The organism is Salegentibacter chungangensis, assembly GCF_042678405.1.
Taxonomy (GTDB): Bacteria; Bacteroidota; Bacteroidia; order Flavobacteriales; family Flavobacteriaceae; genus Salegentibacter_A; species Salegentibacter_A chungangensis.
On record NZ_JBHTLI010000001.1, the window covers coordinates 1,387,750 to 1,412,923 of the forward strand.

The following is a 25,174-nucleotide window of genomic DNA, read 5'->3' on the forward strand; positions in this document are numbered from 1 at the left end:
TAACTTTAAGAAGAAACTATTAGTTAACCTTTGGCTAGACTTTATGGCAGATAAATTTAAGGTACCGGAAACTCACCCAGATTTCAGGCTTAATAAGCATTATTTCACCAATGCTGAATTACGCCAGGTTGCCTATAGTTTTATCAAAGAAGGGGAACCTTATGAAGAGCAAATTGGGAGTTTTATCCTGGACTGGCTGAAGCCTTCAAGTTATGTTGAGGTAAAGACCTCGGGCTCTACCGGAACTCCAAAGAAAATAAAGCTGAAGAAAGAGCATATGATCAATTCTGCTCTGGCTACTTCCCGGTTTTTCGAATTACCAGCCAAGACCACTGCACTTTTATGTTTGCCTGCAGGATATATTGCTGGTAAAATGATGCTGGTAAGAGCGATGATGCTGGGGTGGCAACTGGATTGTGTGCCGCCATCTTCTAACCCTTTGGATCGTGTGTTCAAGCGTTATGATTTTTGTGCAATGACGCCTTTTCAGCTGGATAACTCAATAGGCAGATTGCACCTGATTAAAAAACTGATCGTGGGGGGAGGAGCCGTTTCCAAAAGGATCCAAAAAATGGTTGCCGATTGTGACACCAAAGTCTATGAGACCTACGGAATGACTGAGACGGTTACTCATATTGCGGCCAAAAGGCTGAATCCGGTTCAGAAGAAAAAGAAACCAAGACCTTTTAAGGTTTTACCCAATATCAATATATCACAGGATGAGAGAGGTTGCCTGGTAATTAAAGCGCCCAAGCTGGCTGATAAAGAGATCGTGACCAACGATGTGGTCGAGATCCTTACCTATAAAAAATTCAGGTGGAAGGGCAGGTATGATAATGTGATCAATTCCGGAGGGGTTAAGCTTTATCCCGAAGAAATTGAACAGAAGCTCAGCAAGGTCATCGATAAACGCTTCTTTGTAACCGCTATGCCGGATGACGCTTTGGGAGATAAGCTGGTACTTTTTGTAGAAAGCGATTTTTCTGAAGAGATCCTTGAGCAATTGAAAAGAGATATTTCAGGACTTAAAAGCCTGGAAAAATATGAGGTTCCTAAAAAGATCTACCTGATCGAAAAATTCGAAGAAACATCAAGCGGAAAGATCCATAGGGATAATACGGTAAAGAGCAAAGTCTGACTCCATACCTGCTTCAATTTAATTTCTGAACCTGTAAGACCAGCCGGTTAACTTTTCATTTTCATCATATAATCAGCCGAGTGTTTTCCGGATCCATAGAAAATGAAGAATACCGTGATAAGAAAGATCACAAGAGCTTCAACCAATCGGCCCGTACTCATAACACCTACAAAATTAATGATGATTGCCCCTAAAAGTATAGGGAGCTGCGCTACCAATGCCCAACGGGTTAATAAGCCAAATGCGATGAGCAGTCCTCCTACAAGATGTGCAGGAGTAACATAATGAACCATTAACATGGTTCCCCCAAAATTCTGTAAAGGTTTGATAAGTTCCAGCAAGGTTTCGGTTTGAGAAGCAAAATTGATTCCCTTGATAAAGAAAAATACTCCTAAAGCCACCCTTAAAAGATCTAACCAGTAATAAGTGTGCGCATTTGCCCACTTATTGAGAGATTTAATGCTTAACATAATATATGGTTTTTATGTTAAGTTACTGAATATTAGTTATATATTGAAGTTGATGTAGAAGAAAATACTTTTATTGTTGCCTGACTTTAAGATAATTAGAAAGAAAAAGGCCTGCTGAATTCAGCAGGCCTTTTTTGTTTGGATCTATATCTATTGCCTATTCCTGGAAATCGGTGGCAATATAGAATTCCTTTTCATTAACCCTGATGTCCTCAAGATCATCTGTTTGTTCAAGTTTCTGCCACTTATCCGTTGCATTTAACCTGATCTCTTTACCGTCAACAAATACATCAACGGGCATTTTGAAATTCTCAACATCAGCTTTCCACCTGTAAAGCACATTATCATCTTCTTCTTTTAGCTGAAGTACCGGCAGAGCAGAGTGTCTCAGGTACTGATCGAACATCGGGCTGAGGTCCGTTTCTGTTGCTTTATTAAAGAAGGCTTCGGTATCTTCTGTGTCTATGGTCTGATGCTTATAGGTCAGGGTGTAGTCTTTAAGTGTTTTCCACCAAAGCTCGTCATCATCATAGATACTTCTGATGTTATTCAATAAGTTGGCGCCTTTAGGATACATATCTCCTGAACCTTCAGCGTTTACGCCATAATCTCCTATAATAGGGTTCTCGTTATCGATTCCCTTCCTAAGGCCTTTGAGGTATTCCAGAGCTTTCTCCTTCCCCCAGCGACATTCTGTATAAACGGCTTCGGTATAGGAGGTGAATCCCTCTTGTATCCACATATCAGCAATGTCGTTTGCGGTAACACTGTTCCCATACCATTCGTGCCCTGACTCGTGTATAATGATGTAGTCCCATTTAAGGCCGATCCCGGTGCCTGAAAGATCTTTCCCCAGGTAACCCTTCATATATTTATTTCCGTAGGCTACCGCACTCTGGTGCTCCATTCCCAGGTATGGAGTCTCTACCAGTTTAAAGCCATCTTCAACGAATGGATATTCTCCGAATTTTTCGTAAAAACACTCCATCATAGGTTTTACTTCCTTGAATTGCTTTTTGGCTTTTTCCAGGTTGTACGGAAGTACATAGTAGTCCAGATCCAGGTCTTTATATTTATCTGAAAAGTGCGCATAATTCCCGATATTGATCATTATGTTGTAATTGTTGATCGGGTTTACCACTTTCCATCTCCACTGGGTGAATCCGTCTCCCATATCTCTTTTGCCTTCGAAGCGTCCGTTGGAAACATTCATAAGCCCGTTTGGAACCGAAATGTGCAGTTCAGCTTCTTCGGGCTCATCGCTTTGGTGATCCTTATTTGGGTACCAAAGGCTTGCTCCTGCACCCTGAACTGCAACACCTATCCAGGGGTTACCGTCTTCATCCTGACTCCATACAAAGCCTCCGTCCCAGGGCGCATTTTCGGCAACCCTTGGATGGCCTGAGTAAAAGAAACTGATGGAATCTGTAGTGTTTGCAGCTATAGCCTCTTCAAATTCAATAAAAACGGCATTATGCTTTCTTTCATAATTAAGCTTGTCGCTACCGTGTGTAATGGAATCAACCTTCATATTTTCATAAAGGTCTACCTGCATTACAGGCAATTCTTCCGAAGTCCTGAAAGTGATCACATTAGAGCCGGAAATGTATTTTTTCTCCGGTTCTACCTTTAGAGTAAGGTGGTACTTTCTTGCGTCATAACTTCGTTCGGGTCTAAGAGAGCCACGTAAAGTGTCGGCCTCTGTATATTTTCCTTCTTTATCGCTTAGTACCTGTGCTTGCATTGAAAAGGCAAACAATAACAGGCCTAGCGTAAAAAATGATCTTTTCATATAATTGAAATTGTAAATTAAGTCTGGATTACTCCAAGGTTAAAATCTTTTGTAATAGGGGCGTGATCGGCAGCTTCTATTCCCGCAGAGATCCATTTCCTGGTATCAAGCGGGCTTATAATAGCATCTGTCCATAATCTCGCCGCGGCGTAATAAGGTGAGGTTTGTTCATCGTATCTGGATTTGATCTTTTCGAACACCTCTTTTTCCTTTTCGGCATCTACTTTTTCTCCTTTTTTCTCAAGGGCAGCAGTTTCTATTTGAGCCAGTACTTTTGCTGCCTGGGTACCACCCATCACGGCAAGCTCGGCACTTGGCCAGGAAACTATAAGCCTCGGGTCGTATGCTTTTCCGCACATCGCATAATTTCCGGCCCCGTATGAGTTCCCTATGATCACTGTGAATTTAGGCACCACCGAATTACTTACAGCATTTACCATTTTCGCACCATCTTTAATAATTCCTCCGTGTTCGCTTTTGCTTCCCACCATAAATCCGGTAACATCCTGAAGGAATACCAACGGGATCTTTTTCTGGTTACAATTAGCGATAAACCTGGTGGCTTTATCGGCAGAGTCGGAATAGATCACCCCGCCAAACTGCATTTCACCTTTTTTGGTCTTCACGATCTTACGCTGATTGGCAACGATTCCAACAGCCCAGCCGTCGATACGTGCGTAACCGGTAATCACCGTTTGTCCGAATCCGGCCTTGTATTCTTCAAATTCCGAGTCGTCAACCAGTCTTTTAATGATCTCCATCATGTCATACTGGTCACTTCGTTTCTTTGGCAGTATCCCGAAGATCTCCTTCTCATCTTCTTTAGGTTTTACTGCCTTTTTTCGGTTAAAACCGGCCTTATCAAAATCCCCGATCTTATCCATAATATTCTGGATGGTTTCAAGGGCGTCTTTATCGTCTTTCGCCTTATAATCGGTCACCCCGCTGATCTCCGTGTGAGTAGTGGCACCGCCAAGGGTTTCGTTATCCACGCTTTCACCGATAGCTGCCTTTACCAGATAGCTCCCGGCAAGAAAAATACTTCCGGTCTTTTCAACGATCAGAGCTTCGTCACTCATAATCGGGAGGTAAGCTCCTCCTGCAACACAGCTTCCCATTACGGCAGCGATCTGGGTAATTCCCATACTGCTCATCACGGCATTGTTTCTGAAGATCCTTCCGAAGTGTTCTTTATCGGGGAAGATCTCATCCTGCATAGGCAGGTATACCCCGGCGCTATCTACAAGGTAAATGATAGGAAGTCGGTTTTCAATGGCAATTTCCTGGGCTCTTAGGTTCTTCTTTCCGGTAATTGGGAACCAGGCCCCGGCTTTAACGGTAGCATCGTTGGCAACCACAATACATTGCTGGCCTTTAACGTGACCAATCTTAACCACCACACCGCCGCTTGGGCAGCCGCCGTGTTCCTCATACATTCCGTCTCCGGCAAATGCGCCTATTTCTATAGCCTTCTTCGAATCGTCCAGTAGAAAGTCGATTCTTTCGCGGGCGGTCATCTTGCCTTTTGAATGATGTTTTTCGATACGTTTTTCACCTCCGCCGAGTTTTATTTTTTTGAGTTTATGATTAAGACTGGAAACCAGTAGTTTATTGTGGTCTTCATTCTTGTTGAAATGCATATTCATATTTATGTTTTTGTCGGTAGTTATGATTTCAGCTAAAAAAATCTAATAAAAATGCAAATTTCTGCTTAATTTATACAGGAATCCTAATCTTAGGAGCATTTTAGGCTAAAATACAAAATCGAAATCATAAGCAGTTTGCTTGAGATATTAAAATAGCCTGCTTTTAGAAAACTTTTTGAAAATGAAATTGAATAAGAATACCATTTTTGGCTGGGCCTCATTTATTATGTTCCTTATAGGGGCTGCCCTGGTTTTGTTGGGAGTCTTAAAATACCTAGATTATGCCATTGGATTTTCGGTGACGGGGATCGGGTTCTTTGCGATCTCCTGGGTGTTTAATGCCCTTAAAGGCCGGGTTTAAAGCTTGTTTATGGAAAAAGAGAAAAAGTTACGGGAACAATTGGTAAAACACTTAAAAGGAGGAGAGGCCTTTAATCCGATAGATGACTTTCTGGAGGATATGCCTTTTGAAAAGCTTGGGATAAGACCGGACGGTCTTCCGTATTCCTTTTATGAGGTTTTCTATCATATTGTATTTGCTCAGAAGGATATTCTTGAATTTTCTATCGCCGGGTCTTATACAACTTCCACCTGGCCCGATGATTACTGGCCAAAGGAGCAGCAACCAAAGAATGAAGAGGACTGGGAAAGGCTGAAAAAGGAATATTTTGATGATCGTCTGGAATTGGAGGAGTTTCTTCTTGACCTTAATAACGGTCTGCTGGAACCGGTTAAAAATGCCGAACATCAAAGTCTTTTCAGGGAAGTGATGCTGGTGGTGGAACATACAGCATACCATAGCGGGCAATTATTGATCATTCAGCGTTTGCTCGGACTTCGCAAGTAGATCTTTAATGCAGGAATCTCGGTTTATTTTAAGATATTTGCAGAGAAATTTAAGGGACCTGCAGACTGGTCTTTAATTTATTATACAGACATTAAAATATAAGTAATATGGCAGATGATAAAAAGGTGATTTTTTCGATGTCGGGATTAACAAAAACCTTTCCCAGAGCAAATACACCTGTTTTAAAAAATATTTACCTGAGTTTTTTCTACGGCGCAAAGATCGGGATCCTTGGTCTTAACGGTTCTGGTAAATCTACTTTGCTTCGAATAATTGCGGGTGAGGACAAAAATTATCAGGGAGATGTGGTTTTTTCCCCCGGTTATTCGGTGGGTTTCCTGGAGCAGGAGCCTAAGCTGGATGAAGACAAGACCGTGCTGGAAGTTGTGAAAGAAGGAGTTGCTGAAACGGTTGCTATTCTTGATGAATACAATAAGATAAATGATATGTTCGGTCTTCCTGAAGTTTATGAGGATGCCGATAAAATGCAAAAACTGATGGATAAGCAGGCGAAGCTTCAGGATGAAATTGATGCTTCTAATGCCTGGGAACTGGATACCAAGCTGGAGATTGCGATGGATGCCCTTAGAACCCCTGAAGCCGATAAGAAGATTTCGGTACTTTCGGGAGGGGAAAGAAGAAGGGTTGCGCTATGCAGATTGTTACTGCAGGAACCTGATATTTTACTTCTGGATGAGCCTACCAACCACCTTGATGCCGAGTCGGTACACTGGCTGGAGCACCACCTGGCGCAATATAAAGGAACCGTTATCGCCGTAACTCACGACCGTTACTTCCTTGATAACGTTGCCGGTTGGATTCTGGAACTGGATAGAGGGGAAGGTATTCCGTGGAAAGGAAACTATTCTTCTTGGCTTGATCAGAAATCCAAGCGTCTTGCACAGGAACAAAAGCAGGCGAGTAAACGTCAGAAAACACTTGAGCGGGAGCTGGAATGGGCAAAGATGAACCCTAAGGGACGTCAGACCAAACAAAAGGCCCGTTTGAACAATTATGATAAACTGCTGAACCAGGATCAGAAGAAAATGGATGAGCAGCTGGAGATCTATATCCCTAATGGCCCAAGACTGGGTACAAACGTGATCGAAGCGAATGGGGTAAGCAAAGCTTTCGGAGATAAATTGCTTTATGAAGACCTGAACTTTAAATTACCACAGGCAGGAATTGTTGGTATTATCGGGCCTAACGGTGCGGGAAAGACCACCATTTTCAAGATGATTATGGGCGAAGAGGAGCCGGACAAAGGAAGCTTTGAAGTTGGGGAAACCGCTAAGATCGCTTATGTAGATCAGAGCCACTCTAATATAGATCCTGAAAAGACCATCTGGCAGAACTTCAGTGATGAGCAGGAATTAATTATGATGGGTGGCCGTCAGGTGAATTCAAGAGCTTATCTAAGCCGATTCAACTTTAGCGGAAGTGAACAGAACAAAAAAGTGAGTATGTTATCCGGAGGGGAACGTAACCGTTTACACCTGGCGATGACACTTAAAGAAGAAGGGAATGTCCTGTTGCTGGATGAGCCTACCAACGACCTTGATGTGAACACCCTGAGGGCACTTGAAGAAGGGCTTGAGAACTTTGCGGGTTGTGCGGTGGTGATCTCTCACGACCGTTGGTTCCTGGACAGGGTGTGTACCCATATCCTTGCATTTGAAGGAGATTCTCAGGTGTATTTCTTCGAAGGAAGCTTCTCAGATTATGAAGAGAACAAGAAGAAACGCCTTGGCGGAGATGTGATGCCGAAGCGTATCAAGTACAAGAAACTTGTTAGATAATAAATTAAAAACCCCTCAGTTACTGAGGGGTTTTTTCTTGTTTTTCTTTTTTTGGAGGCATTGGTCCGCGGAGGTGAATTATAAGTCCGTTAAGGAAGTTCCTTAGAAACTGGTCTCCACATTCCACATATTTAGGATGATCTTCCTTTCTGAAGATCGCTCCCAGTTCACTCTTGGTTACTTTAAAATCTACAAGGGCGCATATCTTTACTATGTCGTCATCACGAAGTTTATGTGCAACCCTTAGTTTTTTGAATATATCATTGTTTGTTAATCCCATACTGCAAAAGTAAGCTTTTTCATTTTCAGGAAATCTGTAATTTCAGGTTAAATTTTTCTCCGTAGGCTTCAAGAACCTTGCGGTCTGTTTTATTTATTAATTCACGGCCCGCATCATTAAAAAGTGTTTCAGCGGCTTCGATTACTGAATTGTGATAGGAGTCTGACTGTGCCGGTTTATTATTAAGGTAGATTAACATTTCTCCTAATTTCTGAACCAGGATAATGTCGTGCTTGCAATAGGTGCGAATGGAAGCCATTACATTATATAGTAACTCATCAAAGCTAACGGCACTCAGCTTTAAATAAGCACTATTATCACGAATGATATAAGATTCGTCATTTTTCTGCATTCTTAACCCGAAAAGTTCTGTGAGGTAATCTATTCCGTTAAGGGCGGTTCCGGGGTCGTTAATTCCCGGGGACATGGCTTTCACAATGATTTCTGTGATCTGTTTGAAGGCCAGAACATAGTTATCTTCCACAAGTTCTCCCCTGGAAAATATGAAATTGCTAAGGATTTGGTCTACAGTGCTTTCTTCAAGTTCTTTCCTGCATCTGAATACCGGTGTGTCTTCCAAAACGAAAATCCCCTTTACGGGAATGATCTCGAGCTGGGTATCGTGTTGTTCGCAAATGTCTACCAGGTAGTTTAGGGATACATTCTGAAAATAACCGCTTTTTTTGGTGTTATAAACGATCCAGTTATCGGTTGAAGGAAATTCCGCTTCCGTTTTTTCGCTTTCTATAAGTTTATTCAGTCTTTTTTTAGCGGTGTGATAGATTCCGTCAAGGATGTTGTTGATCTGGATACTTTGAGAAATATTATGGATAAAATAGATGAAGGCCCATATGCAGATCACCGTAAAAATAATTCCTATAAGTACGGCGAATCCCGGAACCTGGTATTTCTCCCCCGAAGGCTGAATGGAAACTGCAATAAAGATGCAGTATAAGATTGTCGCTAAATATGTACCAAGAATGATCTGATGTCTTTTGTCTGAAATAAGCCCCGGTAGAAGCCTTGGGGAATAATTCGTTGAGGCCTGGTTCAGCAGTACCATCACCATAGAAAAACTAAAAACCATCATAGAGATAAGTCCGGTGATGCAGGCGCTTAAAATGGTTAGAGCAGTGTCCCCGTTGTTAACCACCAATGAGGGGAAGGAATCCATCAGGTACTTAGAAACACCTCTTTTTTCCAAATACATCATGGTAAAAGCTAACAGGAATCCTAAGATGGCAAACAGAGACGGGTAGAATGCAATTTTGCTTTGGAGTGTCTTGAGGAATGAGAGAATGCGGTTTAGGAGGTATTTCATTAGGAAGTCTTTATTTGATAAAGTTAACAGAAAGTAGCTCTGAAGGGTTTTAAATATATCATAAATAAAAAATGTCAAAAAGGCAGTTTTTAATTCGTTAGATAAGTCAAAAAGTCAGTCATATTTGAATGGAACTTAAATTGCTATACGAAAAATGAAATCAATAATAATAAACTTAAAAATATAAAGCTATGAGTTTAATTAAAAGAAATGAGGCCAATTGGCTGCCTTCAGTTTTCGACGATATGTTCAGAACTGACTGGTTAGGAGGAACAACAAATGTGAACAGCATTGGGACCAGCATTCCTGCTGTGAACATTCAGGAAAGCGACGATAATTTTATGGTGGCTGTAGCCGCTCCCGGTAAGACCAAGGAAGATTTTGACATCGAACTTGATAATGATGTACTGACCATATCTTCTGAAGAAAAAAGAGAAAATGAAACTACCGAGAAGAACGGAAGATTTACAAGAAAGGAATTTAGTTACAGCAACTTTAAACGTGCATTCAGCCTGCCTGATTCGGTAGACAGTGAGAAGATCTCTGCGGCTTATAACAACGGAGTTCTTGAGATCACCCTGCCTAAGCGTGAAGAAGCTAAAGTTCAGGCAAAACGAATGATTGAAATTTCATAATTGAGTTTGATTTAGTAGGTTAGTTAAAAGCGCCGGGTTCCCGGCGCTTTTTTATTTCCTATCAATATCCATCGGTATCCTGCACTTTGGATCACCATCTCCTAAAATCAATCGGATTGCGGGAGAATCACTTATAAAAATTCGGATAAATTAGTTTTAATACCTCAGGGTATGACTAAAATCATACTCTATAAAACCTGATCCTTTTAAATTAGTCTGTACAACTAAATGTGTTTTTTGAAATGCCCCGTTATTGACAGGGTGTTCCAGCCGACCAACAAACATTGACCAGATGAAAAGTTTATTATTAGGCAATGAAGCACTTGCTCAGGGCGCTATTGACGCGGGATTGTCTGGGGTGTATGCCTATCCCGGCACACCTTCAACTGAAATAACCGAATATATTCAGAAATCAAAATCTGCACAGGAATTAAAGATACATACCACGTGGTCTGTTAATGAAAAAACAGCGATGGAAGCTGCTTTAGGAATGTCCTATGTTGGTAAGAGGGCTATGGTGGTGATGAAGCACGTAGGACTAAATGTGGCTTCAGATGTTTTTATGAATATGGCTGTTTCCGGAATTAATGGTGGACTCGTGGTTGTTGTTGCAGATGATCCTTCAATGCACTCATCGCAGAATGAACAGGATTCACGTTTTTATGGAAAATTTGCGATGATCCCAATCTTGGAACCCTCAGGTCAGCAGGAAGCCTATGATATCATGTCTTACGCTTTTGATCTTTCCGAAGAATTAAAATTACCTGTTTTATTAAGATTGGTCACCCGTTTGTCGCACTCCCGGGCAGGTATAGAAATAAGAGAAAGGCGTAACCAGAACGATATGAATTTACCTTCGGATACATCACGATTTGCTTTGCTTCCTATGAATGCAAAAAAACAGTTTGATCTGCTGGTTAATAAAAAGGATATTCTAATCGAACATTCTGAAAATTCTTATTTAAATACATTAAAGTTAAGTGATGACAGAAGCCTGGGAATAATAGCCTGTGGGTTAGCTTATAATTATGTAATGGAAAATATAGGAGCAGATGAATCTTCATATTCTGTTTTAAAGGTATCCCAGTATCCCTTGCCCAAGGAAAAGATAAAAACTTTATATAAACACTGTGATGAAATTTTGGTGATAGAGGAAGGCTACCCGGTAGTAGAGGAGTTGTTACATAATTATTTTGATGAAAACGATAAGATAAAGGGAAAGTTATCTGGTGATCTACCACGAACCGGAGAACTGAACCCTAACATTGTTGGTAAATCTTTAGGCCTTTTCCAAGGTAATGTTGAGCCTGTTCCTTCATTAGTTACTCCCAGACCGCCACAGCTTTGTGAAGGTTGTGGCCACATAGACCTTTTTAATACTATAAATGAGTTAATACCTGAAATAGGAAACAAAAACGTGTTTGGAGATATTGGTTGTTATGCACTGGGAGCCTTACCACCTTTGAACAGCATCAATACCTTAATAGATATGGGAGCCTCCATAACAATGGCAAAAGGAGCTGCAGATGCGGGGCTGGAAAATGCCATAGCGGTTATCGGCGATTCTACTTTTACGCATTCCGGTATGACGGGGCTTTTGGATGCCGTGTATGAAAATTCCCCTATCACGGTTATTATTTCAGACAACTCTGCTGTTGCGATGACAGGAGCTCAGGAATCCACGGCAGTGGGAAGATTACATAAGATTTGCTTAGGAATCGGCGTTCATCCGGATCATCTTAAAACTATGGTTCCTCTAAAAAAGAATCACGAAGAAAATGTGGAATTGTTGCGAAATGAACTAAAATACAAAGGTGTTTCAGTCATTATTTCTGAAAGACCTTGTGTAAGATTATCCAGAGATCAAAAGAAAGAAATCAAGGCGAAGATTGCGGCATTAAACTAGAGACTCAGATCTATTAAAAGCAAAAAATATAAACAGATGAAAACAGATATTATATTATCAGGTGTTGGTGGTCAGGGGATTCTAACTATTGCCGCAGGTTTGGATACCGCTGCTTTAAGTGAAGATTTGTTCATTAAACAATCAGAAGTTCACGGGATGAGCCAACGCGGCGGTGCCGTACAATCTCACGTAAGAATATCTGATAAGGAAATATTTTCTGATCTCATTCCGGAAGGACAGGCTGATTTGATTTTATCGGTTGAACCGATGGAATTATTAAGGTATACTCCTTTTTTGAAAAAAGATGGCTGGCTGGTTACAGATTCAGAATCTTTTGTCAATACCGCCAATTACCCTGAAAGAAATGATCTGTTTGATCAAATAAAAAAACATCCGAATCATGTAATTGTAAATGCAACAGAGATTGCAAAAACTATTGGTAATTCAAAAATTGCCAATATGGTATTACTGGGAGCAGCGTCTGCCATAATTCCTTTATCTGAAAACAGCCTGATAGAAGCTATCAGGAAATTGTTTCAGCATAAAAGTGAAAGAGTTATAAAACTAAACCTGGAAGCTTTTTATGAAGGAAAAAATGTAGCTGAAGGAATTACTGATGTAGTTGCAAATAAACAGATTCAGGAATAAAAGAATCCAAATTCTTTTTTATCCAACAAGACTATGAGAGTGTGATTTTTGAATTTTCGAGTACTCTTTTGATAGTTTCAGATAAAATGATAACCCCTGTCTCAATTTGCTCCTTGGGCATATTTGAAAAAGAAAGCCGTAACCTGTCATCTTTTTTACTCACTGGGTCAAAGGTTCTGCCCGTCACAAAAACAACCCCTTTTGCAACCGTTTCTTTGAAGATGTCTGTTGACTTAATTTGAGGCGGTAATTTAAGCCAGATATAAAAGCCTCCTTTGGGCTCGTTCCAGGTAATTACTTTTGGCATATATGCTTCCAGGTGCTTTTGGAGCATATTTTTGCGCTCTAAATATTCAGCTCTTAAATACTCTAAATAAGGTTTCAGTTTATCTTGTGCTAAAAATTCATTTCCCAGTATCTGCATGAAATTAGAAGTACAGGCATCCATTGCTTGTTTGACTGTTTCTGCTTTTTCGAAAATTTCTTCAGAAGACAGCATAAAACCTAATCTGAAACCGGGACCCAGTATTTTTGAGAATGATCCGGTATAAATAATCTCCACATCCTTAACACCAAATGATTTCATAGATTTGGTCAGGTGTTTTTCATCTTCATTAAAATATAGATCACTATAAGCATCATCCTCCAGTAATATTATTCCCGTACCAGATAAAACTTCTAAAAGTTCTTTTTTCCTTTCAGGTGTATAAATGATACCGGCCGGATTATGATAATTAGGCGTTACATATAAAAATTTAGGCTTTCGGTCTAAGGTTTCAATTTTACTTTTTAAGGCTTTAATATCGATCCCATCCTTATCAATGGGAATACTGTGTATCTCTGCTCCGGCAGTTTCAAACACCGATAAGGCTCCTACGAAACTCGGATTTTCGGTTAATATGATATCTCCTTCATTGACAAATTCCTGGGTAATTATAGCGATGGCCTGAAGCGAACCGGTGGTGATCAAAATTTTATTTGCACCAACTGCCAATCCCTTCTCTTTTAAATAATTTTCAAGTGATTTGACCAGAGGAGGATATCCGGAGGTTGGACCATATTGAAAGCATAATTTTTTTATGTCTTCAGGTAAAGAATTGTAGACCTCATCAATTTGTTTTACCGGAAACAAATCATTGTTTGGCATTCCTCCGGCAAATGAAATCAGGTTTTTTCCGGAAGCCTGTTTCATTAATTGTTTGATGTCTTCTGAATGCATGGAATTGACCGCGTTCGAAAATGCATACATAGCCTGAAAAATTTAGGAGTCTTATCAAAATAACAAAAAGGAAATCAAACATATTCTGATGAATGTCAGTTAAAATCATATTTCGAATGACTTCCTTTACACTTAGTAAATTCCTTGCTTTTATGCTTCATTCAAAATTAATTCATCCAAAAAACATTGTGGTTGTTGGGGGATCTGATAATATTCATAGTCCTGGTGGCAGGGTTTTGAAAAACCTAATCGATCATCAATTCAAAGGCGAGTTATTCGCGGTGAACCCTAAGCAGGAAAAAGTCCAGGGGATCATATCTTATAAAGACATCAATGATATTCCCGAGGTAGATTTGGCTATAATCGCGATCTCAGCAAAATTTGTTTTGGAAACCGTTAAGGTTCTCACGCAACAAAAGAACACCAAAGGATTTATAATTTTCTCAGCGGGATTCAGTGAAAAGGATGAAAACGGTGAAAAGCTGGAAAATGAAATAGTTGAGTTGATCGAGGAAGCAGGCGGAAGTTTATTGGGTCCGAATAATATCGGGTTAATAAATAAGCATTATACGGGAGTTTTTACAACTCCAATCCCTAAACTGGATGAAAAAGGAGTAGATTTTGTATCGGGTTCAGGGGCAACAGCAGTTTTTATAATCGAAGCGGCACAAAGCATGGGACTCACATTTTCGAGCATTTATACCGTTGGAAACAGTGCCCAAATAGGAGTGGAGGAGATTTTGGAATATTTAGACCACTCTTTTGAAAAGGGAATAAGTTCAAAAGTAAAACTGCTTTATATTGAAAGCATTAAAAACCCGCTTAAGTTTTTAAAGCATACAGCTTCGTTGATACAGAAGGGCTGCAAAATTGCGGCTATTAAAGCCGGAAGTTCAGAAGCAGGAAACAGGGCGGCTTCGTCACATACGGGAGCTATAGCCAATTCTGATGTTTTTGTAGATACTCTATTTCAAAAAGCGGGAATAATACGCTGCTACGGCAGAAACGAACTTATTAGCGTTGCCGGGATTCTTTTGCAAAAGGAATCCAAAGGAAAGAATATAGCCATCATCACCCACGCCGGGGGACCTGCTGTAATGCTGACCGATGTATTGTCAAAGAATGGACTAAAAATCCCCCATTTGGAAGGAAAAGATAGCGAAGCCTTATTAGAGCAACTGTTCGATGGTTCTTCAGTATCGAATCCTATTGATTTTTTGGCAACAGGCACTGCTCAGCAATTGGTAAATATCATTGAATTCTGTGAGAATAGTTGTCCCGAAATAGATGCAATGGCTGTTATATTCGGCAGTCCGGGCTTAAGAAGTGTGGATGACGTATATGAAGTGCTGGATGAAAAGATCCGGACCTCAAAAAAACCAATTTATGCCATTTTACCATCAGTGGTCAATGTAAAAAAACAGATCCGGGAATTTATAAAGAAGGGCAACATTGCATTTAATGATGAAGTCTTATTCGGGAATGCCTTAGCTAAGGTTTATAATCATACCCCGGTCAGTAACAAGGCTAAGGACCCCGACTCTAAATTATCCAAAAAGATCAGGAAATTAATAGATGCACTCCCCAATGGGTATATGTCCACAGAACCAGCCGTTACCTTGCTTGAATATGCAGGAGTGAAGTTTGCAACTCCTTATAATGTTAATAATGAAGCAGAGTTAAATAATGTTTCTAAGTCTCTATCATATCCTGTAGTTCTTAAAGTTGAAGGGCCCTTGCATAAATCTGATGTAGGTGGGGTCATTCTGAATGTTTCAACTGAAGAGGAATTATATGACAGCTTCCATAAGTTGATGCAGATAGAAGGAGCAGTTTCTGTGATAATTCAGCCTATGATAAATGGAACGGAACTTTTTATTGGAGCAAAAAAGGAAACTAATTATCCTCATGTCATTTTATGTGGTCTGGGAGGCATTTTTGTTGAGGTATTGAAAGATATCAGTGCTGCGATGATCCCTCTTTCAGATGAAGATGCTTTGAAAATGATTAATGATTTAAAGGCATATCCCATCTTAAAAGGTGTTAGAGGTCAAAGCGGCATAAACATCAAATTATTTTCCGAAGCTATTTTAAGCATTTCAAACCTATTGAGTTTAGTTCCGGAAATTGCAGAATTAGACATCAATCCTCTTATGGCTACAGAAAGTGACCTTACTGCTGTGGATGTAAGAATTCGTTTAGAAAAATAGGTGATTTGCTTTTGACCAGGTAGTAATTGATCATTAATGATCAACCTGTGAAAGGTTGATATGCTGCCAAATACCAGATCGGCCATTCTTTGAGACCTAAATGTAGTGGCTTGCTTTCGAATACTATTTTAATGTTTCCTTTTTAATTCCCTATCAATATCCATCGGTTTCCGGCACTTTGTATCATCATTCGCTGTTTGCCACTAATTCCGGTAATTGATACATCGTTTACAATATCATAAATATCATCCCCTCCCGTAAAGCTGAAGCTCTTAAAAGAAATGCCAGGCCACCCGATAAGAATGATGATCCTGCCTTTATTTTTAGAAGCCTCTGGGATCGCCAGGCCTGATACCTGGTTGTTGATCCTTAAGGTATGGATATCATCTGTTATTGTAAATATTCCTGTAGAACTTGTAGTGGAAGAGTAGTTTTGAGTGCCGGGATGTCTCCAGGTGACCACTCCCGTATCAGCGGTAACCAGTACCTGTCCTTCCTTACCTCTCGTCGCCGGCAAAACATAATCATCCAAAGCAGAATTTCCGATGCCCACACGTCCGGCAAAATAAGCCGCGAAAATATTGGAATTGTTATCCCCGAAGGCGATACTGTAAATTCCGTAAATATTGCCTTGCCCGGTAACGCTCCCTATTTCGCTATAGATCCCATAATTATTGCTCTTGGCCCCATAGGTTCTGCCTACACGGTTAAAGATCCCGTAAATATCATTGGTGCCGGTATTTTGAAAGCTTTCATTGAATATCCCATAATGGATCCCGATCCCGTCTCCGCTTACATTATTCTTGATCCCGTATTTATTTCCATTGGTTGTACTCCGGTTAGTGCTAATGATGCCGTAAGTGGTAAGGTTGTCGGTAGCGGGATTTTTGTTGTCGATTTCAAGGCCTTTTTTAATGGCAATATCTTTACTCGATTCCACGGCTACCTGGAGTTTGGCGGTTGTGTTTTCTATGCCTATTCCAACATTCCCTTTTCTGAAGATAGGATCATCTATATTATTCGGACTCACCAAAGTACCGTCTTTAAAAAAGTTACTCGCGCCGGCATCCGAAATTATCGATTTCCATTTGGAGTCTTTAGCATCCCAATAGTAAAATCCTGTTGGGTTTCCGAGAAACTGATCCGAAAGAAAGATCAACATTCCGTGTTGGTCGGCTCCTGGGTTTGAGGACGGAAACTTTTCAACTCTGGGAATGAGTATCCCGTCAATGTTTGTAGGATTTGTCTTATCGGCAACCTGAATATCCAGGCTGGCCTTTGGTGTGGTAGTGCCTATACCTACCTGTGCATTTAAAATCAATACCGAAAAAAGGGCAATAAAAGTAAAGAATGATCTCATAAGTAACTGTTTTTAGTACAGTCACTTAGTTAATACTGAAGAGTTTTAGGATGCTAAATATATAAATAAAACGTTATGGTTCAGTTGATTAGGCGTATTTTGGTTGTTAAATTTATGCCAATTCATTTACTTTTTCCTGGAGCATTTTAATTTCATCTCTTAACCGGGCAGCTTCCATAAAATCAAGCTCTTTGGCAGCGGTTTCCATCTCTTTTCTTTTCTCCCTGATCCTTTTTTCTAACTCAGGTTTGCTTAGGTATGCACTTTCTTCTTCAGCTGCTTTAAGGTCCGGCCTTTTTTCGTGTTCATACACGTCCACCAGTTTTTCCTTTATAAGGGCACTGTCAATAGATTTTACAAGTGGAGTAGGAGTGATGTTGTTTTCCTTGTTGTATGCGATCTGCTTCTGTCTGCGATATTCGGTTTCGTCTATTGTTTTTTGCATACTGTTCGTGATCTTGTCGGCATACAAAATGGCTTTCCCGTCCACGTGTCTCGCAGCCCGGCCAATAGTCTGAGTCAGGGATCGGTTACTCCTCAGGAAGCCTTCCTTATCGGCATCGATTACCGCAACCAGGGAAACTTCGGGCAAATCGAGCCCTTCCCGGAGCAGGTTCACTCCAATCAGTACATCAAATAATCCTTTTCTAAGATCTCTCATAATTTCCACCCGTTCAAGTGTATCCACATCGGAGTGGATATAGCGGCAACGGATTTCAATTCGGGTGAGGTATTTTGTCAGTTCTTCAGCCATCCTCTTGGTAAGCGTGGTCACCAGGGTACGTTCATCTTTTTCCACCCGGGTCTGGATCTCTTCAATAAGATCATCTATCTGGTTCTGGCTTGGCCGTACCTCGATAACCGGGTCAAGCAGCCCTGTAGGCCTGATCACCTGTTCCACATAAACTCCTTCACTTTTCTGAAGTTCATAATCGGCAGGAGTCGCACTTACATAGATAACCTGGTTCTGAAGCGCCTCAAATTCCTCGAATTTCAAGGGACGGTTATCCATAGCTGCCGGAAGTCGGAAACCGTATTCCACAAGAGTCTCTTTCCTGGAGCGGTCACCCCCGTACATCGCGTGCACCTGCGGAATGGTTACGTGGCTTTCGTCCACCACCATCAGGTAATCATCCGGGAAATAGTCAAGCAGGCAGAAAGGGCGAGTGCCGGGTTTTCTTCCGTCAAGATATCTCGAGTAATTCTCGATTCCCGAACAATAACCAAGCTCACGGATCATCTCTAGGTCGAAATTAGTCCTTTCATCAAGTCTTTTGGCTTCCAGGTGTTTCCCTATATCCCTGAAATAATCCACCTGTTTTACCAGGTCATCCTGTATCTCGTGGATGGCGTTCTGCAACACATCGGGCGAGGTCACGAACATATTTGCAGGATAAATATTCAGCCTGTCATATTTTTCGATCACATCATTTGTGCCCGGGTCAAAAGCTTCGATCTCTTCAATTTCATCTCCGAAAAAATGGATCCTGAAAGCATTATCGGCATAGCTTGGGTATATATCCACCGTATCACCTTTAATTCTGAAGTTCCCGTGGGAGAATTCCGCTTCGGTTCTTGAATAAAGGCTTTGAACAAGCCTGTGTAAAAGCTTGGTTCTGGAGATCTGCATATCCCGCTCGATAGAAACCACATTCTTCCTGAACTCTACCGGGTTACCGATACCATATAAACAGGAAACCGAAGCGACCACAAGTACGTCTCTTCTTCCGCTTAAAAGGGAAGAGGTGGTGCTTAATCGAAGTTTTTCGATCTCTTCATTAATGGAAAGGTCCTTTTCGATATAAGTGCCCGAGGTGGGAATGAAAGCTTCCGGCTGGTAATAATCATAGTAACTCACAAAGTATTCTACCGCATTGTCCGGGAAGAACTGTTTGAACTCTGAATACAGCTGGGCTGCCAGGGTCTTGTTATGCGCCAGGACCAGGGTTGGTTTCTGGACTTCCTGGATCACATTGGCCACACTAAACGTCTTACCAGATCCGGTAACCCCAAGCAGGGTCTGAAATGGGTCATTTTTATTGATTCCCTCTACCAGCTGGTTGATCGCCTGTGGTTGATCGCCGGTAGGTTTGTAATCTGATTTTATATCGAACTTCATGAGATTCCTTTTCTTAGCCTAACGAAATTACGCAATTATCGGGCCTTTATCAATCTTTGATGAAAAATCATCCATACGCAACACCATCATTGCTTTGATAAGTATTAAAGGTCTCTTTTTTCCAGAAGTTTATAGGAGAAATACACAAAAATAAGGGTCCATAAAATAACGATGGCTAGCTGGTACCAGTGGATGCCGTAATCCTTTTCAAACTCTGAACCTAACTGGCTGGCGGCGGTCTGAAATGCATTTAATCTGCTGAAGGGTTCTTTTACGAGGTTAGACATAGATTCAAGAGGGAAGAAACGGGCGATGGAATCGGCAATTTCGGTACCCTTAAATAACTTCCACTTCATCACTCCGTAAACGATACTTTCCAGGATCCACCAGATAAAAAGGAAGCCCAGCGCAAATGCAGAACGCTTTACAAGGATTCCCAGGAACATACAGAAGGCGAAGAAACCGGTGAGTTTTACAAAGTATCCGATCAGGTATTCGAGGTCTGAAAATACAATGGAAAATTCGGTATAATCAGAAAATGAGTAACCAAGGATCATAGATACGATAAAAAGGAACAATGTTGAAACCAGTGAAAATACCAGTACGGTCAAAAACTTGGATAAAACGAATTCTTTTTTGCTTAAACCGTCAATAAGGTTTTGCTTCAGGGTCCGGTTACTGTACTCATTAGACATCATCGAGACAATGACGATGGCGAGGAATAGTTTGAGTGTTGCAGCTATGTAGGAATTAAAATGCCAGATAAAAGGGAAGTTGAATATTCCCTGATCGGCCACCCTGAACTGAATGCTTCCGATATTGAATTCAATAGAAGCGATAAGGGCAATAAAGGTGATCAAGATGAAATAGGTAAGGATTAGGATCCTTGCCGAACGGCTGTATCTTAATTTTTGATATTCTATGTCTAAAAGTCGTAACATTAGGCGGTAGTTGTTTGGTTTGTAAGTTGTAAGAATTGTTCTTCCAGGCTTTCTTTCCTCTTCACCAAAAAGGAAAGAGAGAGTCCTTTTTCAAAAAGATAGGCGTTAATGTTTTCCGCATCCATAGGTTTTGCAAGGAATGCTGTAACCATTTCCCCGTTTGCCACTACCTTGTTTATCGCCGGATGATCCTTTAAAAGCGTGATGAGCAATTCCTGATCTTTGGCTTTCAATTCGAAGAATCCGTGGCTGGCATTGATCCCATCAACCGGGCCGCTGTATAATTTTTTTCCTTTCCTGATGATCACTACGTGGGAGCAAACCTTCTCCACTTCGTCCAGCAGGTGGGAAGCCAGTAAAATAGTAGTCCCCATTGTCGCGATCTTCCTGATGATCTCTCTTATCTGATGAATTCCCTGCGGATCGAGTCCATTGGTAGGTTCATCAAGGATCAGGATCTCCGGGTCGTTCAGCAGGGCCGATGCGATCGCCAGGCGCTGCTTCATCCCAAGTGAAAAGGTCTTGAACTTACTGTCTTTTCGGTCCAGCAGCCCTACAAGCTCTAATTTTTCTTCGATCTTATTTGTGGAAACTCCTTTTATCTTACAAACAAGAGCCAGGTTTTGTGCCGCCGTCATATACGGGTAAAAGTTCGGATGCTCGATAATGGCACCTACCTTCTTCAGGGCTTCGTGAGTGGAATCAGACCCGTCAAACCAGTAGAAATCACCACTCGTTTTGTTGACCACATTAAGGACCATACCAAGGGTAGTGGACTTTCCGCTTCCGTTAGGTCCCAGGATGCCATACACATTGCCTTTTTCTATGCTGAAGGATAAATCGTCGACGGCGGTAAGACCGCCGTATTTTTTTGTGAGATTATTAAGCGTAAGAATTGTTTCCAAAATTGAAGAATTGTTTTATCATGTGACGACTAAGTTAAGCTTTTGTTACAGGTTTCGTTGGAGAAACCTTATTTTTGAAAAAACCCGAAGTGAAGATGGAAGAAAAGTTGATGTCCCGGAAGAAGCCCTCATTTCCGATTAATGAGCGGTTTAACCGATATCTGGCTAAATATAACAGGAATACCAAGATCCCTGTGTTTTATGATGACTTACTAAGATTTTCAGGCTCGATCGTGGTATACGACCAGCACGAGGAGGATACCTTTTGGGTAAGGTGTTATTATCCCGATCACGAGAGAACCGAGATCGATAACAGTCTGAAGCAGGTGTATACCATTCTTCACTCCGATGGTAGTGATGATTCCCTGGAATTCCTGAATATTGATGCCATAGATTACTGTACCTTCGGGAACTCGAAGCCTTTCAGGATTCGGGTAAGGAATATCCTGAATGACAGTTTCACTTATTTCTATGTGAAGAAAGCTGATGCTTCGAGACTGTATGGTCTTGAATTCGAACACTTGCTGTCTCCCCACCGTATCAACTTTCTGGTCTATAAAGACACGCTTATCGAAGAGCATATTGCCGGTATTCCCGGGGATGTATTTATTGAGGATCACCTGCCGGAATGTGATAACCGGGCGCAAACCCAGATCGCAAAACAGTTCGTGAAGTTCAACGAACGTTGCACGGTTCGGTTACTGGGAGATATGAGATCTTATAATTATGTGGTGATCCCAACCCACGATTTTGACCACGTGGAATATCAGATCAGAGCTATAGATTTCGATCAGCAATGCTATGAAGGGAACCTGAAAGTTTACAGGCCGCAGTTCTTTAAGGAAAACTTTAAGATGGTGAAACTGGTCTCCGATAAACTGGAACAATCTTCCATAGAACAATACCGGAAAGAAGAACGCTCGCTGCTGGCCAAGAGGATGATCAATACCCGAAGCCGCTATAAAGAACTGATCCGGTGTATGATCAACGATCACGTTTCTTCAGCCCAGAATGTGAGATCCCTGAGAAAAGATCTTTATAAGTATACTACAGATATGAAATTTAAGCGCGCCCGTACAATGGGCCAGATCCTGCGAACGGCGCTTCAGTTCGTGCAAAGAAATTATGAGAATGTGAATATGAGGCGAATGCTGGATTAGGCAGAAATAAAGATCCCGCTCCAGAGCGGGATCTTTTTAACTTTTATCTTCTTTATTAAAATAGACCAGATAGTAATACATCTGCTTTTCTTCGTCCCAGCCTTTTTCTACAAATTTATCGGCAGATTCAGCATTCACGAAGTCCATCTTTATCTGGATATTCGTATCCAGATTAATAATATTCTTAATCTTTTTTCTGGCATCGGTCACCGCTTTGTTGGCAATAGGGAAATTAGTCAGGTCCTCAATCTTATATTTTGGTGCCTTTTCGGTTTTGTAATGCTGAAATTCAGGGATTAATTCAGGATTGTCTATTACCGAGTTCAGGAAGTTACTTTCCTCGAAATCGTCGTTTTTAGCGAAGTAATCCATACTCCGGTTCATAAACATCACCTCTTCCTTTTTATCTTCGGCAGGAAGCACCACATCTTTGGCGAAATTCTTACAGAACTTCAGGTAACTTTTGGTGTAATAATTATCATCGGTCATAACATCTACCCCCAAGAAATTTTCCAGCCAGTATTTGGTGTCATATTTATTGGAGTCTACAGAAAGGATCTTGTAGCCTTCATCTCTTCCTTTATTGAAAATAAGCGCTCCTTTGTCAAGCTTGTTGAGGTTGATCCCCTGCTGCACGATCATTTCCAGAATGCTTCCTTTCTCTTCAAACTGAAGGAAGTCGTGTTTTAATTCAGATTTGAAGATCCCGATAGCCGGCATTTTTATATTATCCAGCTGCATATTTTCAAAATAAACCACATAAACCTCCCCGCTTTTGATATGCGGATGGGAAGATTGTTCAAAAAGAAGGGTGGTTATCTTTTTTGAATACTCGTGTATGGCATCAGGATTGTCGAAGATGGCATTGGCCAGGTTATAAAGCTCATTGAATTCAAGATCGGTGTCGTGAGCAAAGTGATAATAGTTCTCTTCTTTCTCACGGAAAGGTTTTAAGAAATACTCTTTGATTAGAGGAGTGATCTCGTCGTTTAACTGATAAGGTGCCGCCGAAAGAAAGATGTTTTCGTTACGACTTTTGTTACCTACCCTGTGGATAGATAAAGACTCAATTTGAGCATTAAATAAATTGATCATCAGACAATTTTATTTTAACTGTTTACGCTGCTGAAAATACAAAACCGCGCAACAGGATTTTACCTTTGTTAATAAATAATCGGAAAAATACCGGAAAGATTAATTCCAGTTTTCGTCGAAAGAAAGATTATCGTAATCGTCTATATCTATGTCGTCGTCAAATTCGTTGAAATCTTCCTCTTCTCCTTCAGCAGTGAACTCCTTGTCCGGGGCGTTCTCAGGGATCTGCCCGTGAACATACATAAGATTCGGGTAATCACGGCCTTCTTCAATTTCCCCTATTTGAGCCAGCTCTACAAAGAAAGTCCACATTTTAAGAAAATCGTAGACATAAATCAGTTTGGTTTGAGATTCTGAAAGCACACTGTCAAGGCTGGTTTCATTCATTAGTCTGATCCCTTGTTCTTTTCCGCTCATATCAAACTGGTGAATTTCTTCGCCCTGGTTCCAGTCGTCATTGCTTATATAGAATGAAGCCATTTCAGTCCCGTCAAAACCAAAGGATTGCACAATGGTGTTATGAAGGTCTTCCAGGGTGCTTTCCTGAAGCATTTCTATATCCCTAAACACGTCTTCCTCTGCATCAAGAATTACTCTAAATCTGTATACCATAATTGAAAAAATTGGATTGCAAAGATACAGTTTTAGATTGGAAATTTAAGTTATCTGCTAAATCTGTGTAGCGTAAATGTCATAGCCGTAAGCAGGAAGAATGCACCAACCTGATGGGTTACACCAAGCCAGGTAGGGACCGCCAGGATAAGGGTGAATACTCCCAGTATAAACTGAGCAAAAACCAGTATCAACAGGCTGTTTATGCCGTTCTTCTGAAGCCTGCTAAGCTGAAGCTTTCTCGATCTGTACCAGATCGCAAGAATGACGGCAACTACTATGTACGCCAGGTATCGGTGTACAAACTGAACGCCGCTCTTTCCTTCCACGAAATTCTTCCAGAGAGGACTCTGTTCGATATATACTGTTTCGTGTATGAGTTTTCCTTCAGTCATAAGCGGCCAGCTGTTGTGGATCCAGCCGGCATCGAGTCCTGCCACGAAAGCTCCCCAGACGATCTGCAATATTAAGACGAGCATTCCCCATCTTATAAGATTCCTGAATTTGGTGTTCACCTTTTTCTTTTCGGGAAATATGAGGTCCAGCGCCACCCAAAAAGTATAGGCGAAGGTGATGAAGGCCGTGGTAAGGTGCATTGCGAGACGGTAATGGCTCACTGCCGGTATATCCACGAGTCCGCTTTTAACCATATACCAGCCCAGGAAGCCCTGGAAAGCTCCCAAAAAGAGCAGGATCAATGCCTTTTTAATAGTAGGCTTTGTGAGTTGTCTGGTGAAAAGGAAATACAGGAAAGGGATCAGAAAAACCACTCCTATAAGTCGCCCGATCACCCTGTGGATCCACTCCCAGAAATAGATGTCCTTGAAATCCTCAAGGTTGAAGTGGTAATGCAATTTCTGGTATTCGGGATACTGCTTGTAGAGTTCAAAAGCTTCCACCCATTCCTGTTCGTTAAGAGGGGGGATGGTCCCGCTAATAAGTTTATAATCTGAGATGGATAACCCGGAGTGGGTAAGCCTGGTAATTCCTCCTACAATTACCATAATGAAAATAAGGAAACAGCCGGTGAGCAGCCAGTATACTACCTTTTTGTTGTCTTTCATCTAGATG

22 protein-coding genes are annotated in these 25,174 nt (G+C 41.1%); 9 read left to right on the forward strand and 13 right to left on the reverse strand.

All coding sequences use genetic code 11. The features are described from left to right. Window positions 1-43 precede the first annotated feature (43 nt). Window positions 44-1,138 carry an AMP-binding protein gene (locus ACFQ3Q_RS06260; RefSeq protein WP_380744004.1) on the forward strand — a complete coding sequence of 365 codons (1,095 nt, stop codon included), beginning with the start codon at window positions 44-46 and terminating at the stop codon, window positions 1,136-1,138. 47 nt (window positions 1,139-1,185) lie between these two features. On the opposite strand, the gene ACFQ3Q_RS06265 is transcribed toward ACFQ3Q_RS06260, so the two are convergent. The 3 genes from ACFQ3Q_RS06265 to ACFQ3Q_RS06275 form a co-directional block, all read right to left on the reverse strand. Then, window positions 1,186-1,608: a DoxX family protein gene (locus ACFQ3Q_RS06265; RefSeq protein WP_380744005.1), complete on the reverse strand. Its 423-nt coding sequence runs from the start codon at window positions 1,606-1,608 to the stop codon at window positions 1,186-1,188. A gap of 157 nt (window positions 1,609-1,765) precedes the next feature. Beyond that, window positions 1,766-3,400, reverse strand: coding sequence for a M1 family metallopeptidase (locus ACFQ3Q_RS06270; protein ID WP_380744007.1), 1,635 nt, complete (start codon window positions 3,398-3,400; stop codon window positions 1,766-1,768). A 17-nt stretch (window positions 3,401-3,417) separates the two neighbouring features. Next, window positions 3,418-5,046 carry an acyl-CoA carboxylase subunit beta gene (locus ACFQ3Q_RS06275; protein WP_380744008.1) on the reverse strand — a complete coding sequence of 543 codons (1,629 nt, stop codon included), beginning with the start codon at window positions 5,044-5,046 and terminating at the stop codon, window positions 3,418-3,420. Window positions 5,047-5,227: 181 nt separating this feature from the next. Between ACFQ3Q_RS06275 and ACFQ3Q_RS06280 the strand changes: the two genes are divergently transcribed. The 3 genes from ACFQ3Q_RS06280 (at window position 5,228) to ettA (ending at window position 7,692) form a co-directional block, all read left to right on the forward strand. Continuing rightward, window positions 5,228-5,407, forward strand: a complete 180-nt coding sequence (locus ACFQ3Q_RS06280) for a CAL67264 family membrane protein (protein WP_380744009.1) — start codon at window positions 5,228-5,230, stop codon at window positions 5,405-5,407. Window positions 5,408-5,416: 9 nt separating this feature from the next. Continuing rightward, window positions 5,417-5,893 carry a DinB family protein gene (locus ACFQ3Q_RS06285; RefSeq protein WP_380744010.1) on the forward strand — a complete coding sequence of 159 codons (477 nt, stop codon included), beginning with the start codon at window positions 5,417-5,419 and terminating at the stop codon, window positions 5,891-5,893. Window positions 5,894-6,000: 107 nt separating this feature from the next. Next, the gene (gene ettA / locus ACFQ3Q_RS06290) at window positions 6,001-7,692 is read left to right on the forward strand and encodes an energy-dependent translational throttle protein EttA (RefSeq protein WP_380744012.1); all 1,692 of its coding nucleotides are present in this window, start codon (window positions 6,001-6,003) and stop codon (window positions 7,690-7,692) included. A gap of 19 nt (window positions 7,693-7,711) precedes the next feature. Here ettA and ACFQ3Q_RS06295 read toward each other — a convergent pair whose 3' ends face one another. Together ACFQ3Q_RS06295 and ACFQ3Q_RS06300 are read right to left on the reverse strand one after the other, a co-directional pair. Beyond that, the gene (locus ACFQ3Q_RS06295) at window positions 7,712-7,972 is read right to left on the reverse strand and encodes a DUF1456 family protein (RefSeq protein ID WP_380744014.1); all 261 of its coding nucleotides are present in this window, start codon (window positions 7,970-7,972) and stop codon (window positions 7,712-7,714) included. 25 nt (window positions 7,973-7,997) lie between these two features. Next, window positions 7,998-9,293, reverse strand: coding sequence for a DUF2254 domain-containing protein (locus tag ACFQ3Q_RS06300; protein ID WP_380744016.1), 1,296 nt, complete (start codon window positions 9,291-9,293; stop codon window positions 7,998-8,000). Window positions 9,294-9,484: 191 nt separating this feature from the next. On the opposite strand from ACFQ3Q_RS06300, the gene ACFQ3Q_RS06305 reads away from it, so the two are divergent. The 3 genes from ACFQ3Q_RS06305 to ACFQ3Q_RS06315 all read left to right on the forward strand — a co-directional run bounded on the left by ACFQ3Q_RS06305 (window position 9,485) and on the right by ACFQ3Q_RS06315 (window position 12,482). After that, window positions 9,485-9,928, forward strand: a complete 444-nt coding sequence (locus tag ACFQ3Q_RS06305) for an Hsp20/alpha crystallin family protein (protein WP_380744018.1) — start codon at window positions 9,485-9,487, stop codon at window positions 9,926-9,928. Between the two features lie 292 nt (window positions 9,929-10,220). Continuing rightward, window positions 10,221-11,834, forward strand: coding sequence for a thiamine pyrophosphate-dependent enzyme (locus tag ACFQ3Q_RS06310; protein WP_380744020.1), 1,614 nt, complete (start codon window positions 10,221-10,223; stop codon window positions 11,832-11,834). A gap of 36 nt (window positions 11,835-11,870) precedes the next feature. Beyond that, entirely contained in the window at window positions 11,871-12,482 is a 612-nt protein-coding gene (locus ACFQ3Q_RS06315; protein ID WP_380744022.1) for an indolepyruvate oxidoreductase subunit beta, read from the forward strand. Between the two features lie 31 nt (window positions 12,483-12,513). Here ACFQ3Q_RS06315 and ACFQ3Q_RS06320 read toward each other — a convergent pair whose 3' ends face one another. Continuing rightward, a complete protein-coding gene (locus ACFQ3Q_RS06320) occupies window positions 12,514-13,731 on the reverse strand; it encodes an aminotransferase-like domain-containing protein (RefSeq protein ID WP_380744024.1) in 1,218 nt (405 codons plus the stop codon). A gap of 86 nt (window positions 13,732-13,817) precedes the next feature. Between ACFQ3Q_RS06320 and ACFQ3Q_RS06325 the strand changes: the two genes are divergently transcribed. Continuing rightward, window positions 13,818-15,911 carry an acetate--CoA ligase family protein gene (locus ACFQ3Q_RS06325; RefSeq protein WP_380744026.1) on the forward strand — a complete coding sequence of 698 codons (2,094 nt, stop codon included), beginning with the start codon at window positions 13,818-13,820 and terminating at the stop codon, window positions 15,909-15,911. Window positions 15,912-16,053: 142 nt separating this feature from the next. Here the strand turns inward: ACFQ3Q_RS06325 and ACFQ3Q_RS06330 are convergent, their stop codons facing one another. The 4 genes from ACFQ3Q_RS06330 to ACFQ3Q_RS06345 form a co-directional block, all read right to left on the reverse strand. Next, window positions 16,054-17,271 (reverse strand): hypothetical protein, encoded by a 1,218-nt coding sequence (locus tag ACFQ3Q_RS06330; protein ID WP_380744028.1) that lies wholly within the window; start codon window positions 17,269-17,271, stop codon window positions 16,054-16,056. Window positions 17,272-17,383: 112 nt separating this feature from the next. Further along, complete coding sequence (uvrB, locus tag ACFQ3Q_RS06335; RefSeq protein ID WP_380744029.1) at window positions 17,384-19,390, reverse strand: excinuclease ABC subunit UvrB; 2,007 nt, start codon at window positions 19,388-19,390, stop codon at window positions 17,384-17,386. A 104-nt stretch (window positions 19,391-19,494) separates the two neighbouring features. Then, window positions 19,495-20,331, reverse strand: a complete 837-nt coding sequence (locus ACFQ3Q_RS06340; RefSeq protein WP_380744031.1) for an ABC transporter permease — start codon at window positions 20,329-20,331, stop codon at window positions 19,495-19,497. After that, the gene (locus tag ACFQ3Q_RS06345) at window positions 20,331-21,236 is read right to left on the reverse strand and encodes an ABC transporter ATP-binding protein (RefSeq protein WP_380744033.1); all 906 of its coding nucleotides are present in this window, start codon (window positions 21,234-21,236) and stop codon (window positions 20,331-20,333) included. The genes ACFQ3Q_RS06340 and ACFQ3Q_RS06345 overlap by 1 nt, the downstream gene beginning before the upstream one ends. Window positions 21,237-21,331: 95 nt before the next feature. On the opposite strand from ACFQ3Q_RS06345, the gene ACFQ3Q_RS06350 reads away from it, so the two are divergent. Next, window positions 21,332-22,396 carry a hypothetical protein gene (locus tag ACFQ3Q_RS06350; RefSeq protein ID WP_380745597.1) on the forward strand — a complete coding sequence of 355 codons (1,065 nt, stop codon included), beginning with the start codon at window positions 21,332-21,334 and terminating at the stop codon, window positions 22,394-22,396. A gap of 36 nt (window positions 22,397-22,432) precedes the next feature. Here the strand turns inward: ACFQ3Q_RS06350 and ACFQ3Q_RS06355 are convergent, their stop codons facing one another. The 3 genes from ACFQ3Q_RS06355 to ACFQ3Q_RS06365 form a co-directional block, all read right to left on the reverse strand. After that, window positions 22,433-23,491 (reverse strand): nucleoid-associated protein, encoded by a 1,059-nt coding sequence (locus tag ACFQ3Q_RS06355; protein WP_380744035.1) that lies wholly within the window; start codon window positions 23,489-23,491, stop codon window positions 22,433-22,435. 99 nt (window positions 23,492-23,590) lie between these two features. Next, window positions 23,591-24,103, reverse strand: coding sequence for an IS1096 element passenger TnpR family protein (locus tag ACFQ3Q_RS06360; RefSeq protein ID WP_380744037.1), 513 nt, complete (start codon window positions 24,101-24,103; stop codon window positions 23,591-23,593). A 50-nt stretch (window positions 24,104-24,153) separates the two neighbouring features. After that, complete coding sequence (locus tag ACFQ3Q_RS06365) at window positions 24,154-25,167, reverse strand: COX15/CtaA family protein (protein WP_380744039.1); 1,014 nt, start codon at window positions 25,165-25,167, stop codon at window positions 24,154-24,156. Window positions 25,168-25,174 lie beyond the last annotated feature (7 nt).